At 39.6% G+C, this 15,151-nt stretch carries 10 protein-coding genes; 7 read left to right on the top strand and 3 right to left on the bottom strand.

The annotated features are described in order from the left end of the window. Window positions 1-90: 90 nt before the first annotated feature. Window positions 91-2,616, bottom strand: coding sequence for a TonB-dependent receptor plug domain-containing protein (locus tag PALI_RS17140; protein ID WP_077535461.1), 2,526 nt, complete (start codon window positions 2,614-2,616; stop codon window positions 91-93). Between the two features lie 241 nt (window positions 2,617-2,857). Continuing rightward, window positions 2,858-3,820: a sensor histidine kinase gene (locus tag PALI_RS17135; RefSeq protein ID WP_193156830.1), complete on the bottom strand. Its 963-nt coding sequence runs from the start codon at window positions 3,818-3,820 to the stop codon at window positions 2,858-2,860. A gap of 153 nt (window positions 3,821-3,973) precedes the next feature. Between PALI_RS17135 and PALI_RS17130 the strand changes: the two genes are divergently transcribed. From PALI_RS17130 to PALI_RS17115, 4 genes are all read left to right on the top strand, one after another. Next, window positions 3,974-5,302, top strand: a complete 1,329-nt coding sequence (locus PALI_RS17130; protein ID WP_138586556.1) for an HD domain-containing phosphohydrolase — start codon at window positions 3,974-3,976, stop codon at window positions 5,300-5,302. Between the two features lie 121 nt (window positions 5,303-5,423). Beyond that, window positions 5,424-6,443, top strand: a complete 1,020-nt coding sequence (hemH, locus tag PALI_RS17125) for a ferrochelatase (protein WP_193156829.1) — start codon at window positions 5,424-5,426, stop codon at window positions 6,441-6,443. A 913-nt stretch (window positions 6,444-7,356) separates the two neighbouring features. Further along, window positions 7,357-8,067, top strand: coding sequence for a hypothetical protein (locus PALI_RS17120; protein WP_193156828.1), 711 nt, complete (start codon window positions 7,357-7,359; stop codon window positions 8,065-8,067). Between the two features lie 41 nt (window positions 8,068-8,108). Next, window positions 8,109-8,852 (top strand): M12 family metallo-peptidase, encoded by a 744-nt coding sequence (locus PALI_RS17115; RefSeq protein WP_138586559.1) that lies wholly within the window; start codon window positions 8,109-8,111, stop codon window positions 8,850-8,852. Window positions 8,853-9,165: 313 nt separating this feature from the next. On the opposite strand, the gene PALI_RS17110 is transcribed toward PALI_RS17115, so the two are convergent. Then, the gene (locus tag PALI_RS17110) at window positions 9,166-10,389 is read right to left on the bottom strand and encodes an alkaline phosphatase family protein (RefSeq protein ID WP_193157036.1); all 1,224 of its coding nucleotides are present in this window, start codon (window positions 10,387-10,389) and stop codon (window positions 9,166-9,168) included. 190 nt (window positions 10,390-10,579) lie between these two features. On the opposite strand from PALI_RS17110, the gene dgt reads away from it, so the two are divergent. The 3 genes from dgt (at window position 10,580) to PALI_RS17095 (ending at window position 14,497) form a co-directional block, all read left to right on the top strand. After that, window positions 10,580-12,046: a dGTPase gene (dgt, locus tag PALI_RS17105; RefSeq protein ID WP_138585448.1), complete on the top strand. Its 1,467-nt coding sequence runs from the start codon at window positions 10,580-10,582 to the stop codon at window positions 12,044-12,046. 68 nt (window positions 12,047-12,114) lie between these two features. Beyond that, entirely contained in the window at window positions 12,115-13,542 is a 1,428-nt protein-coding gene (locus PALI_RS17100; protein WP_193156827.1) for a cell surface protein, read from the top strand. A gap of 106 nt (window positions 13,543-13,648) precedes the next feature. After that, the gene (locus PALI_RS17095) at window positions 13,649-14,497 is read left to right on the top strand and encodes a substrate-binding periplasmic protein (RefSeq protein WP_226894578.1); all 849 of its coding nucleotides are present in this window, start codon (window positions 13,649-13,651) and stop codon (window positions 14,495-14,497) included. Window positions 14,498-15,151: the final 654 nt, after the last annotated feature.

The following is a 15,151-nucleotide window of genomic DNA, read 5'->3' as shown; positions in this document are numbered from 1 at the left end:
TCAGTTTACTGTTTTATTAGAATAAAAAAAGCGCAGTAAATAACTGCGCTCGTTGTTAACTTTTTAAGTGTTAAGTTATGCTTTAACTAATTAAAACTCAAAGCTTATTTTTGCATAATACGTTCTGCCGTCAAAGCCGTAAGGTAATGCACGTACAGGGTATTTAAATGCACCATTAGTAATAGCATTAAGCACCTCATCATCCCCTAACTCATCTGGCGTTTCGTCAAACACATTATCTGCACCTACCGAAAGCGCAAATATATCATTGATTTGGTAGCTCACATTTAAATCAACTAATACCGCAGATTCAACCGTACTGGTTGCTTTAAACGAACCATCTGTTGCAAGCTCTATATGATCGTTACCAAAGTATTTTACGTCTGTTTCACCAAAGTAATTAAAACGCACTGTTGAAGTATACGCATCACGCTCATAGTCAAACGTCAGCGTTGCACGCTCACCTGGCTGCCCATCGGTCAAAAAGCTACGCTGTAAGTCATCAAGCGCTACATTTTGTGGAATACCTTCAGAGGCATTTACACCATCTATTTTAGTATCGTTTAAGTTACCCGCAAAAGTAACGCCTAAGTTACCACCTTCAAGCTCTGTACGGTACGAGGCAATAATATCGACGCCTTGCGTAGTCGAATCAACAGAGTTCGAAAAATAGTTAGCTTGCACAGCACCCGTTGCTTGCAAAGCCGCCACAGCTTGAGCACTAAAAGCAACGTCATCTGCCGAAAGTAAGCTACCTAAGTTAATACGGTCTTTTATTTCTACACGATAAAAATCAACCGTCAGTGAAAGCTCACTGCTGATGTCATAAACAAAACCAGCGCTTAAGTTAGTCGATGTTTCTAGCTCTAAGCTATCAACACCTAAAGCACTTGGAAAAGCCGAGCCCGTTGTGGCCGTAAACGACTGAGTCAGCGTACCGTCAGAGCCTAAATTAGTCGTAAAAGCAGTGTAACCACTTTGTTGTAGTGATGGCGCTCTAAAACCGGTCGATACAGCACCACGCACAGCAAAATCGTCGTTAACTTCGTAACGTGTTGCTAATTTACCAATGATGTCGTCACCCGCGTTAGAAAAATCTTCGTAACGTAAAGCACCACTCACATTCCATTCATCGGTTATCATCGTTTCTAAATCTACGTAAACTGCATAGCTATAGCGGTCGGCCTCATTAGAGGCCTCAGGACGAAGTCCGTTATAAGCTTGAAAACCACATTGTGCAAATTGACTAGGATCGTTAACCGATGGATAAGACGTATCCATATTGGCTAAACCACATGCATACGATGCTTCGCTGCCAGGTACAATTTCATAATTTTCTTTACGGTATTCAGCGCCAAATGAAACATATAATGGTTCATTACCTGTATCAATAATACCGCTTATATCCATATTTAACGTTGTTTGATCAAACCTAAAGCCACCAGAGTAGCCACCTGTAGGGCCTGAATTTGCTGCTATATCGGCATCTGTTGCACCTGGATTATTCACTAAGTACTCTGCCGCGTAGGAAGCGTTTAGTGTGTTACGCGATGTAAAGTCATATTGATTTTCACCATATACAGCAGATACATCGTAAAACCAATCGGCATTTATCTCACCTTTAAAGCCAACAGCAACTGAAATGTCTTGGGCCTCGTTGTATATACGCGGTAAAAAACCATCGCTGTATACTTGTGTTACATTTTTTGATGCTTCGTTAAAGTTACGGTAAAAACCGTTACCTAACGCAGTGCGCTCAGAGTAACCACCAAACGAATAAAGCTCTGCATCACCAAATGGCAGTGCCATGTTATAAAATAATGAAGTAAACTCGCTTTCAGAGTTACCTTGCCCCCAGCGCACGTCTTTTGAAAGCGTCCCTGGCGCAACATTTAACGAACCACCTGTATCGCGCTCGGCACGGTTAGTGCCATCTGCATCACGATACTCAAGCGATAAATTAATAAATCCGCCTTCGTTTCCTAAATCAAAACCACGGTTAATACCGGCTGAAATAGTATCGCCATCGCCTTCACTGGTGCTTCCGTATTGTACAAACCCTGTAGTAATGCCTGTTGAATTATTAAGTGATAGGTTAATTACACCCGCAATCGCATCAGAGCCATATTGTGCAGCAGCGCCGTCGCGCAGTACTTCAACACCTTTTAAAGCAGTAAGTGGAATTGCATTCATATCGGTGCCTGCAGCGCCTGCGCCTACAGTACCATTAAGGCCAAAAATAGATTGATTATGACGACGTTTACCATTTACAAGAACAAGTGTTTGATCAGGCTGTAAGCCACGAAGCGTAGCGGGTCTAAATAAATCAGAGCCATCTGACACCTGCGTACGCGAAAAGTTAAAAGAGGGTGCTGTTGCTTGTAGGCTTTGACCAAGCTCTGTAAACCCGCCTTTATTTAAATCATCAGCGTCAATTAAATCGATAGGAGACGAAGACTCTGTTGAAGTTCGATTAGATACCCGCGAGCCGAGCACAGAAATTTGTTCGATATTTTTTTTGGCTTGTACCGGTGCTTCTTGTGCATTAACAATACTTGGTGCGCTAAAGGCAAAAGCAATGGCTACAGCGAGTGTATTTAAACGATATGTTGGCATAATGGTGACCCTGTTTTTCTGTTTTTATAATATGTGTGAGGTTGTAATAGTCACAACCTGTTGCAAACATCCTAGCAACATATACAACCAAAAAGAAATGAAAAAATTAAATAATTGGTCTAAGTATGCAAACAAGTTCAAATACAGGAAAAAACCACCTCAAACAGACTAAAATAACCACAACTAAAGCATTAAATTGCAGGGCTGGATTAATTAACCTTATATTTACATTGTGTTTTTTTTAACTAGCCTCTGTTTTTATTGGTAACAAGCACCGAATGCTTGTACCTTCATCTAATACACTGTTAACTTCTATTGTTCCATGATGATCACGTACCATAGCGTACACCAGTGTCATCCCCATCCCAGTACCTTGTCCTATATCTTTTGTTGTATAAAAGGGGTCAAACATATGTGCTTGGGTATATTCACTCATACCACAGCCATTATCTTTCACTTCGATGCAAATGTGTCCAGAAACTTCAAAAACATTCACTTCAATTACACAGTTTTTAGCATTTTTAAACTCGTATGCTTGGCTTGCATTCATTAATAAATTTACAAAAATTTGATTAATTGACGATAAATTACAAGTAATGCTGGGCACCGAATCGAAGTGAGTTTTAATTTTGCATAATTTAAGCTGGCTGCTAAGCAATTTTAATGCGTTATTTGCAGCCTCGATTACATTCGCTTGCTGTTTATCTTGGCTTATTGACGGGTGAGCAAAGTTTAATAAATTATGCACTATGTGCTTAATACGACTAAGGCCCTCTACACTATCGTCTATTTGTTCTAACAAATCGCAACCGATCCATGAAAAGCGTTGCCGCTCATTTAAAAGGGCCAGTTCAATTTTATAATCACGACTAGCAATATCTCCTTTTAAATATTGATCATTAAGTTCTAGCAGCGCAAATATGTTGGGGGCTACCTGCTGTAAACCTTCAATGTTGCTCATAGCATAGGCTAGCGGATTATTTATTTCGTGCGCGACTCCAGCACAAAGGGTCCCTAGCGTTGCCATTTTTTCAGTTTGAATAAACATCTTTTGTTGATACTCTAGATCTGCTATCTTTTTTTGTAATTCATTATTAATAGCGACTAAAACGCGGCTTTTATCTTTTAGTAGCGACTCTGCCGCTAAACGTTTTTTTTGTTCATTCAAAAAAGCCTGCTCAAAACCGCTACCTGATCCATTCATAGCTCGCACCCTTATACTTGTTAATAAGTAAGATGTAGTTGCCTAAGTTTAATAACGCAACTCAATTTTTTTTTAAGCTACGCTTAGTAAATATGTTATATCAGTTTTAGGATTAAATGTGTTCAAACTAGGGTTACGTAACGGGGTAAAGCAATGACAAACTCAACAACACACACACCAGCTAAATATGTAGATGTTCTGTGCGTCGATGATGACGAAATTGTATTGCGTTCCTTAATGCGTTTACTCAAAACAAATGAGCTAACTGTTATTATTTCTGATAACCCTGAAAAGGCATTAAAACTTTTTGAAAACCATGAATTTGGTTTAATCATTAGCGACATGCGCATGCCACAAATGAATGGCGCACAATTTTTAGAAAAAGCCCGTGCTTTAGCACCAAACACACAACGTATTTTATTGACCGGTTATGCCGACATAGAAACAACCTTAGCGGCTGTTAACCAAGGTCAAATCAACGGTTATATTCAAAAACCTTGGCAAAACGACTTACTGCTGCGCAGTATTAATAACAGCCTCGAAAAATTTGCATTAAAAAATCAAAATAAACTATTAGAAGAACAAGTTAAAACACAAAACCAAGAACTCCTCGAATTAAATAACTCATTAGAGCAACGCGTAGAAAAGCGTACTCAACAAATTAAACAAGTGCTAAAAAAGCTCGAAGCAGCTAACGAGCGAGAAAAACACGAACACAAAGCAACCGTTGAGCTACTTTATAATTTTATTAACGCTAATCCATACCTTGATGGGAACAAAGCACAAAATATTGCAAATACATGTACACAAATAGCGTTATATTTAAACCTATCACAAGCAAGTATAGATCTTGCCCCTATGGCTGGTTACTTAGCCCAAATAGGGCTACTTGCAATGGATCCTGAACTTTATAAAAAGCCGGTTAGTAAACTAAACGAATTACAACGTAAAACATTTTATACGCATCCAAGTACCGCACAATTAATGCTAATGCCCGCCACACATTTGCACGACTTATCGGATGCCATTTATTATCAGTTTGAACGCTACAACGGTAATGGTATGCCAAAAGGACTTGCTGGAAATGATATCCCTATTGGTGCTATGGTACTTGGTTTAGCACGCGACTACTGGGATGCATTTGAACTCAGTAATGCAGTAGATGAAAAAGATCGCCACACAAACGCATTAGAAAATGTAAAACTTTACAGTGGTACATTTTATCATCCTAAAATTGTACGCGCCTTAGAAGCCAGCCAAGCTAAAATGAGCGAGCAAAAAAGTACGGCTGGTTCAGTACTTATTTGCACAGCATCCGAACTTAAGGAAAATATGGTACTTGGCCATGCTTTACACAGCCACGCCGGTATAATGCTGCTACCTAAAGGTCATGTGTTTGTTCGTAAATCAATAGAAAAGCTTCAGCAGCTTGAAGCAAAAAAACCAACGCCCTTTAGAATAATGGTTAAAACTGCTAAATGATTGATCTAAATTAGGCTTTTATTCGTTACAATGGGCTTAAATAGTCTGATATCCATTAAAGAAGTTTGCCTCAGGCTTAAAACACTCATTACAAAATTAACCTAGCTTGAAGGAGCACAACGTGTCGCGATTTTCTGCCGTAACCGATAATCCCCACGACGGGCGTTTTAATCAAAAAACGGGAATATTACTTACCAACTTAGGAAGCCCCGACGCCCCCACCGCTGCTGCTTTACGAATTTATCTACGTGAGTTTTTATCTGATCCTCGCATAGTAGAAATTCCTCGTTTAGTGTGGATGATCATATTACATGGCATTATTTTGCGTGTGCGCCCTAAGCGTTCAGCAAAATTATATAAAAGCATATGGACCGAAAATGGCTCACCTCTTACTCATATTACTCGCCAACAAAGCGTTAAATTAAATGCATTATTAAAAGAGCAAGGGTACACCAATACAGAAGTTGTTATGGCAATGCGCTATGGCAATCCGTCAATCGAAGCTGGTCTTGAAGAGCTTAGAAACAAAGGCTTAACCCGTATCATTATATTGCCAATGTACCCTCAGTATTCTAGCCCAACAACAGGCTCGACGTTTGATGCTGTATCAAGTGTATTACGTAAATGGCGCTGGGTGCCTGAACTACATTTTATAAATGGGTATCATAAAAATACTCGTTATATTGAGTCCTTGGCCAATAGTATTAGCGAAGATTTAGAAGCCAATGGAATGCCACAAAAGCTGGTTTTTTCATATCACGGTATGCCTCAGTTGTTTTTAGAGCGAGGCGATCCTTACCATTGTTTGTGCCTACAAACCACGCGTTTAGTCGTAGAAAAGTTAGGCCTTGATAAAGACAACGTAATTAGTACGTTCCAAAGTCGATTTGGTAAGGCCGAATGGTTAAAACCATACACAGATGCAACCCTTGAAAGCCTTCCAAACGAAGGAATAAAAGACATAGCCATAATCAGCCCTGCTTTTAGCGCAGACTGCTTAGAAACTTTAGAAGAGCTGGAAGGCGAAAACCGCGAAATTTTTGAAGAAGCAGGTGGCGAAAAATACCGTTATATAGCAGCCCTTAACGACAGAGACGACCACATCAATGCAATTTTTGATGTGTTAAAACCGATGTTATAAGCGTTTATAAATAAAAAGCATTTAGCGAGTCAATTGTACCCGCTAAATGCACAATCCTTTATGTCCCCCTTATTCTCGCGTGAGCAAGCCCGACCATACAACCTCTGCTTATAATTTACCTGTAAACGCGCAGCTTGCTGGCGTGTAAAACGCAGTGTTTAAAATATCTTAACAATAAGAAGCTATCGCTTTTCGCGTGAGCAAGCCCACCCCTACAACTCTCCGCTAATAATTTACCTGTAGACGCAAAGCTTGCTGGCGTGTAAAACGCAGTGTTTAAAAACACCTCAATAATTAGAAGCTGCACTTCTCGCGTAAGCAAGCCCGACCCAACAACCCCTGCTTATAATTTACCTGTAGACGCAAAGCTTGCTTGCGTGTAAACGCAGTGTTTAAAATATCTTAACAATAAGAAGCTACCGCTTTTCGCGTGAGCAAACTCTACTCCTACAACCCCTGCTTATAGTTTATCTGTAGACGCAAAGCTTGCTTGCGTATAAAAACGCAGTGTTTAAAATATTAAGCATCTCTGTTTTGGCATAAACCAATCTTATATTCACTGAAAACAGCCACTCATTATCTGCACACATATTATTCATAGCCATAAGTTCTCGATATTAAAGACAAAAAATCAACTTTATTTTTAAATTTAATTATTCAGTAAATTAGGCTTTTTAGTATTGTATTTAACTAAACAATGAAGTTCCCATAAAAACTCCAACTCCGTGTAAATACAGGAAAAAACCAATACTAAAAAATAAAAAAAGGATAAAAACAAAATAACCTCATATTAAATAAGGGATTGAAAAATTAACCGTTACCACTTTTTGATTACATTTATTTTCTTGATCTAATCTAACTTATACTATAAAACGTAACATCAAATTAACTTAAAGCGCGAAAAGAGAAACAAATGAAGAGGTCTATTGCCTTAACCATAGCAATTTCGTTATCAGCCTTTGCTATTTATCAACTATTTGTTAACAACGACAATGTTACAGAGCGTAGTGCTCCAATTGCTATTGATATAGTCCCGGTGAGTAGTTTGTCGGCTCAAAATACACATGCGCCTCTACCTATTGATATGAGTAACGATCCGATAATTTCGAAAGCAAGCGCGCCAACACTTCAAAATGTGCCATTTAACGAGTTTGACGCAGTGAATCGCCTTTCAGATAAAGCCAAGCAAGTACTTATAAACGCAAAGGTACTGCCTACTGATTTGCACAATGAAGCATATGTAGAGTTTGATTTAAGTTCATTACGCGCCTTAAAAACGGGCGAAAATTTTGATTTAGCCATTCCTCAAACAACCGAAACGTACACCGCCGAAGTAACGAATGTAGTAAGTGTCGAAAATGGCGATAAAAGCATATTTGGCACAGTAACCGGAGTCGACGGGCAAATGCACAATACGGTCCTAACCGTAGGAAAAGACGCCGTTTACGGCCAATTTACGGCACCAAGCGGTAACTATGTATTTGAAAGCAAAGGCCAGTATGGCTGGATAGCGGCTAAGCGTGATTTATATAAAAGTCACATAGAACACGATGTGAGTACGCCAGAGCAAAAAACAGATAAAACCGTAGACATATTTGCACCAAAAGCAGATGACAAACCGTAAGCTAAAAAGTTAAACCACAACAAGAGTAAGGTAATACAACAATGAAAAAATTAATCACCACAACCGCTGTTGCTGCAGCATTATGCATGACAAGTATTGTACAAGCAGAAACTATCGATATTGGTATTTTATATACTGATCAATCAGCAGCGGCAACAAGCAATATTGATACAAAAATAAATCAACTAATTGCTTTTAGTAATCAGGTATATAGCCAAAACGGTGTAGACATTACTCTACGTTTAGTAGGTAAGAAAAACCTAGGTGACTACGCAGTAACACCATCAGAGCAATGGTTAAATTCAATCACTAACAGCAGCTACGTAGACGGCCTTCGTTCTGATTGGAAAGCGGATATGGTTGCAGTACTAGGTACTGGCCAAAGTGCTGGTAATGGACTTATTTCATGTGGTTTAGCGTGGGTTGGTCAAGGTACAAATGGTAACTTATATAACTCAATGAGTAATAACATGTACTCAATCAGTGCGATTGACTGTGGCGCAACAACTTTCCTACATGAGCTAGGCCACAACCAAGGTTTAGCGCACTCTCGTAGACAAGGCGATACTTCTGGTGGTGTATATACAGACGGTATGGGTCATGGTGTACAAAACAACTTTGCAAGTATTATGGCTTACCCACATGTATTTGGTAGCGCAACACAATACGACTACTTTTCAAATCCAAACTGGGCTGTTGGCGGCGTACCATTTGGCGTAACCAACGAGTCATATGCTATTCGTACTATAAAAGCGACTAAAACAAGCATCGCTAATTTTAAGTAAAAAGCTGATTGTAAAAGTGGGCTAATTACCCACTTTTACACTTTATACCAATTGCATTAAATTAGTCATTATTATAGCGATAAGAAAATAGCTCAATAACAAGGCTAAAATTATGATACATAGTTGTTCTATATAAATAATTTTTAACGTCGTTAGTGAGTTATTTAATGCGCTACAATGATCATGTTTTTAATAAAATTGGTATTAATATGCCCATTTGTTTAAGTATTCCCTTTGATTGTTCAACAATTTATACGAATGGGTATAATATATTCTTCCCTTGAGAGTGCTTCGGCGCTCTTTTTTTGCCTTACTAATGCACAATCATTTTTTGTTTAATTGCTGGCATTAACGTTTTGCCATCGCCATCCACTTTGTTTAACAATTTAAGCCCCATTACTTTTGCAAGCACCGGATAGATATCAAGGTTATTTACTTTTTCGAGGCTTACACCTTGCTTGAAGGCAGGGCCAACAGCAATAAGCGATGCCGCCATATCCTCTGTATATGCATAACCATGAGTGCCTAAGTACATTGGCTTTTTACCATTAGTAAATACCGCTGGCGCGGTCGTTTGCACCACAATATCACCTACGCGAGTACCTTTATTATAATGATATGCAGCTAATTGCGCGTCAGTTAATACAGTATAACGCCCGTTTGCTGCTTTTTGTAAACGTGCCTTATAGCCTTTAATATCGGCATTTTTAGCATCGGGTTGCGTGTAAATAAGCAAACGTGGTCCGGTGTTTTTAACTAAAAAGTTTTTATCTTGAGGAAGGGTCGTTGTATCAATGCTTTTTTCGGGGTCGATACTTGTCATCCCATGATCAGAAACAATAACTAAATTTACATCTTGCTCTAGCTTACTTAAACGCGTTTGCAACTGCTCCATTAATTCATCTAGCTGCTTAACGGCATCACGAGTTTGTGGCGCATCGGGGCCAAATTCGTGGCCCATACTATCAACCAATGAAAAATAACTTGCTACAAAACGCGGACGTTGTGCCTTTGGTAAACTTAACCACTGAATAATTTGATCAACACGTCTTTGATAGTCACTGTATTTTGAGTAGTGGTAATAGTAATCAGGGGTCATACCGTTAAATAACGCATCCGACTCAGGCCAAAAGTAAGTTGCAGATTTAAGCCCCTGCATTTTTGCCAAATTCCAAAGCGGAATCCCCTTTACCCATGTACTGTCGCCCAGCGCTTTACCCATGCTGTAGCATTCATTTTTACGCGCTTTATCGCAAAAACTATTATCAACAATGCCATGATTTACCGGCAATAAACCCGTAATAATAGAAATATGATTAGGAAATGTTTTAGTTGGATAAACTGGAATCAATTTTTGCCCACGCACACCGCGCTCTGCCATCGCTTTTAAGTTTTCTGCGCCATGCTTTTCAATGTAATCCCAGCGCAAGCCATCAATTGATACCAGCACCACGGTTTGCTCTTTTGCTGCAAACGCAGTACTACTTATTCCCACTAAAAGGCATAGCGCTATCACCTTTAAAATCCATTGCTTCATCATAATTACTCGCCTGCTTTAAAATACGTTAAATACTGAAAAATCTAACTTTATAATACAATTGGTGACACCCAAATGATACAAGCACCTGTACCTAACTCGCCTAGGTGTATATATTAACGTTTAAGTATTAATAAAGAATGACATCGCGCACTTAATTTGCCAGTCATCAATTATAAAAAGGACTACGATGACTATCGACTTTAGTAAAAAAATAACGCCAGCGCGTATGTATCGCACTACATCTAACTTGCAAATGGCGCTTGAAAGCGACCGTGGTCGCATAATAAATAGCGCAGCTATTCGTCGGTTGCAGCAAAAAACACAAGTTTTTCCACTTGAGCGTAATGCAGCAGTTCGTTCGCGTCTTACTCATTCGCTTGAAGTACAGCAAGTTGGTCGTTTTATAGTGCAGCGTATTTTTGCTAATTTAAGCTACCAACAGCAAAAAGACTACGGGCTAACAGGGCTTGAACGCCCACTTGAAAGCTTAGTCGAAATGGCCTGCCTGATGCATGACATAGGCAACCCACCCTTTGGTCACTTTGGCGAAGCTGCAATTAACCATTGGTTTAATAACAACTTAGTGAGCATTACACCAATGCGCTGCCAAGAGCCTAATACCGGCATAGGCGTGGTTTTTAAACACCTTGCACTTGATATTTGTAATTTTGAAGGTAATGCTCAAGGCATACGTATTATTCATTCTTTGCAAACGCTTAATTTAACGTATAGCCAAAGCGCCGGTATTTTAAAATACACCCGTCCAGCGGGACTTGATGTAAAAAACATACCGCAAAACAAAAATTACTTAATGAAAAAAGTAGGTTACTACTACAGCGAAAAAGCCTTTGTTGAAGCATTGCAAAACGAGCTCACTATTGAGCCATATTGCCGCCATCCCGCAAGTTACATAATGGAAGCCGCCGACGATATATCGTATTGCCTAGCCGATATAGAAGACGCTGTAGAAAAGGGCATAATAAGTACCGAGTTCCTTTGCACACAGCTTAAAAATCATTATAAAAAAGCACTTATAAACCTTACAATAGACGACACCGAACATGAAAATTTTGTAGATAAAGCGGTAGATTACGCACTCGATCGCGCCAAAGCCCAGCCGTACAATTTTAACAGTGAGTTTTTTATATACCTTAGAGTATCACTACTGCACCCGCTCGTTGGCCATGCTGCAAAACGGTTTATCGAAAACATAGAGCCTATTTATCATGGCGACTTTAACTATGCCCTATTAGAAGACAGAAGCCACCTGCACGCGGTAACCAAAACACTAAAACAAGTAGCCCTTGAGCATGTTTTTTCTAACAAAGAGGTCGAAAAGCTAGAGCTGCAAGGTTACCGAATTATTAACGGCCTACTCGACTGCTATAAGCCATTACTGCTATTAAACAGCGACGACTTTAAGCGCGCATTAAACGGCGACTCACGCCTATTAATAGAATCACGCTTGGTTAAAAAGCTTTCTAAAAAACACCTAAATAGCTACCAACATGCCATAGACGCTATGCAAGAGGAGCCCGATCATTTTGCCGCCTATGAGTTTTATTATCGCTGTAGATTAATTCAAGATTATATAAGTGGCATGACTGACCAATTTGCTTACGACGAATATCGCAGCCTTATGGTAATAGACTAATCCACTCTAGATAATTTTTAATTTTGCGCTTAAAATCAAACCATTAATGTTTAAGCGCTTTTACCTTTATGATAACTTTATTTACACGCCTCACACTTTGTTTTGCCCTACTTTATAGTATTAATAGCGCAGCTTATAACGAGGCTATGTGCATACTTATAAAACAAGAAATGCAGCAACACAGTAATGATAAAACAAGTAGAAACTACCGTAATGCAGTACGCGATCACAGTAAAAACTGTATCCCTCCCAAGCAACTACAAGCACAAGTTAAAACTGTACCTATTACTGCCAAGCCAACGCCTGTAGTCGAAAAAACCAGTGAAGCAGTGAGTGAAGTAATCACTGAAACAGTAAATAAAAACGTAGTTAATGAACAACAAACACCCACTGTTGTGCCTCTTACCGATAATAAAAGTCAAGCCATGCTTGATGTAAAACCAGTAGTTCACAAACCACAAGCTAATCCAAAAGTGGTTATTTCAGAGCAAAAGCCAACCCCGCCAAATAACCCCATAAAACCAAACAGTACACTCACTAAAGAAGTACTCCCAGAGCCTTTATCAACATTAAAACCAGCGCCAACGTTAATTCCCACTCAGCCCTCTGAGCCAGTAGTAAAAAGCACGCACTCACTTCTTTTACCTAGCTTGATACTGCTTATAGTGGTGCTTATTGCAGTTATGGCTATAGTCCGTTTGCGCCGTGCTAAGCAAAACAAAGAAACCACCGCTATTTCGAGCGTAGCGCAAACAACTCCCCCATTGAATGCATCTAAAGCAAAAGTAGCCGAACCTGCAGCCGATAATATAAATAAAAAATCAACAATAAATGCCTTAGATCAAAAAAAATCAGCTATATTAAGTGAGCCAATACCGCAGCTTAATACCGCAGAGTTTGAAGCCGCAGAGTTTGAAGCCGCAGAGTTTGAAGCCGCAGAGTTTGAAGCCGCAGAGTTTGAAGCCGCAGCGAACAAGGCTGCAGCGCGTATAAAAAGCGCCAATGACTTTAATGAGCCAAAAGTTCGTAAATTTGATCCCGATGCCTTAGCAATTAACAATCCACATAAGCACGAAAGCGCAGTACGTAATGATCAAAAGAGTGAGGAGTTAGTTTCAGAGCCGGCCATCAAACCTCCTGAGTTAATACACTCACCTGCACCTAATGAAAATGCACATGCAGTTGAAAAAGTATTTGCACCGCAGGCGACTTTATTTAGTAACGAGCACGACTTTAAAGAGCCAGAAGTGCGCACTTTCGATCCTGATGCACCATTACCTGGAGTAAAAACACAAGACAAGCCAAAACCTGTTGAACCTAACGTTGAAGCAGCAAAAACTGACAGCAGCAACCCATTTGCAAACCTATCGTTAGATCCAAGCTGGGATCCCGAATCAACCGAAAAACCGGTTATAGAAAAGAAAAAACGTACACCTAAATCACAAGCATTAATAGATGCAGAAGCGCGCGCTAAAAGCATGCAAACTAAAGAGTAGTTTACTGCGTATTCAGTTAAGCGAGTATACGGTTTAAGCATAAACTAACCAGCTTTTACCAGCTATTGTTATGTTTAACTAAGGTTTATACAAAAAAGGTAAAGTTATGCAAATGAGTTTTATGCTAATGGCTAAATTAAAACGCTGTATTTATGCTATGCCTTTATTGTTAATGGTTTTTATGAGTTATTACAGTCACGCGATTGAGGTAGAAAATCAGGCTGCGACTAATAACCTTAAAACCCTGCAAATTAGCGCAGGTGAATGGCCACCATTTTTAAGTGAATCGTTACCTTATAAAGGCGTAATTGCTCACTTGATCACTGACGTATTTGCACAAGCCAATATTGAGGTCAGCTTTACATTTTTACCATGGCCGCGCGCCTATCACGACACCCTTAATAATAAATACGCAGCCACCGCAGTGTGGATGTTTGAAAAAGACCGCGCACATCACTATTTATATAGCGAGGCGGTACTAAATGAACGGTTTGTATTTTTTTATCAAAAACAGCGGCAGTTTAGCTGGTACAAACTCAGTGATTTAAAAGGTCTACTACTAGGAGGCGGGCTCGGCTACAGTTATGGCAAAAAGTTTGATAAAGCAATTGAAGAAGGCTTATTTGAAATATCGCGCGTAAGTACAACAGAGCAAAATTTTCAGCGTTTAGTGATGGGCCGCATTGACGCTTTTGCCGAAGAGCAAAATGTAGGCTATCACACCCTAAATACCAAGTTGCCTGAGCTTATTGATACTATTAGTCATCATCCAAAGCCAGTGTTAGTAAATCAAAGCTTTTTATTATTCCCAAAAAATAACCCAAGCAGCGAAAAGCTATTAGTTATTTTTAACCAAGAGTTAGTAAAGTTTAAGCAAACAGGCCGTTACCAAGCGTATTTTGATGCCCTAGAAAGCGGCGCTTATAAATCACTTATTAGCGTCGAAGTAGAGTAACACCACATAGAACATTTAAACGCCTCTCACGTGAGCAAGCTCTACGTCTACAAACAAAGCTCACCTAATCACCTGTAAATAACGAACTTACTCGCGTATACAAACAAAGCCAACCTATACACCTGTAGACGCCAAGCTTGCTTGCGTAAAAAGCGCAGCTTTTAATTACTTATATGCATTAGCGATGGAAACAAACAAAACCCACCTAAACACCTGTAGACGCCAAGCTTGCTTGCGTAAAAAACGCAGCTTTTAATTACTTATATGCACTAACGATGGCAATAAACAAAGCCAACCTAAACACCTGTAGACGCCAAGCTTGCTTGCGTAAAAAGCGCAGCTTTTAATTACTTATATGCACTGGCGATGGCAACAAATAAAACCCACCTAAACACCTGTAGACGCCAAGCTTGCTTGCGTAAAAAGCGCAGCTTTTAATTACTTATATGCACTGGCGATGGCAACAAACAAAGCTGGCCTAAACACCTGTAAACGCCAAGCTTGCTTGCGTAAAAAGCGCAGCTTTTAATTACTTATATGCACTGGCGATGGCAATAAACAAAGCCAGCCTAAACGCCTGTAGACGCCAAGCTTGCTTGCGTAAAAAGCGCAGCTTTTAATTTGTAGGTATGATCTAACATCACGCTTTATTTT

Origin of the sequence: Pseudoalteromonas aliena SW19 (assembly GCF_014905615.1) — a bacterium.
Classification (GTDB): Bacteria; Pseudomonadota; Gammaproteobacteria; order Enterobacterales; family Alteromonadaceae; genus Pseudoalteromonas; species Pseudoalteromonas aliena.
The sequence above is the reverse complement of the archived record's forward strand: the minus strand, read 5'-3'. Positions and strand labels throughout refer to the sequence as shown.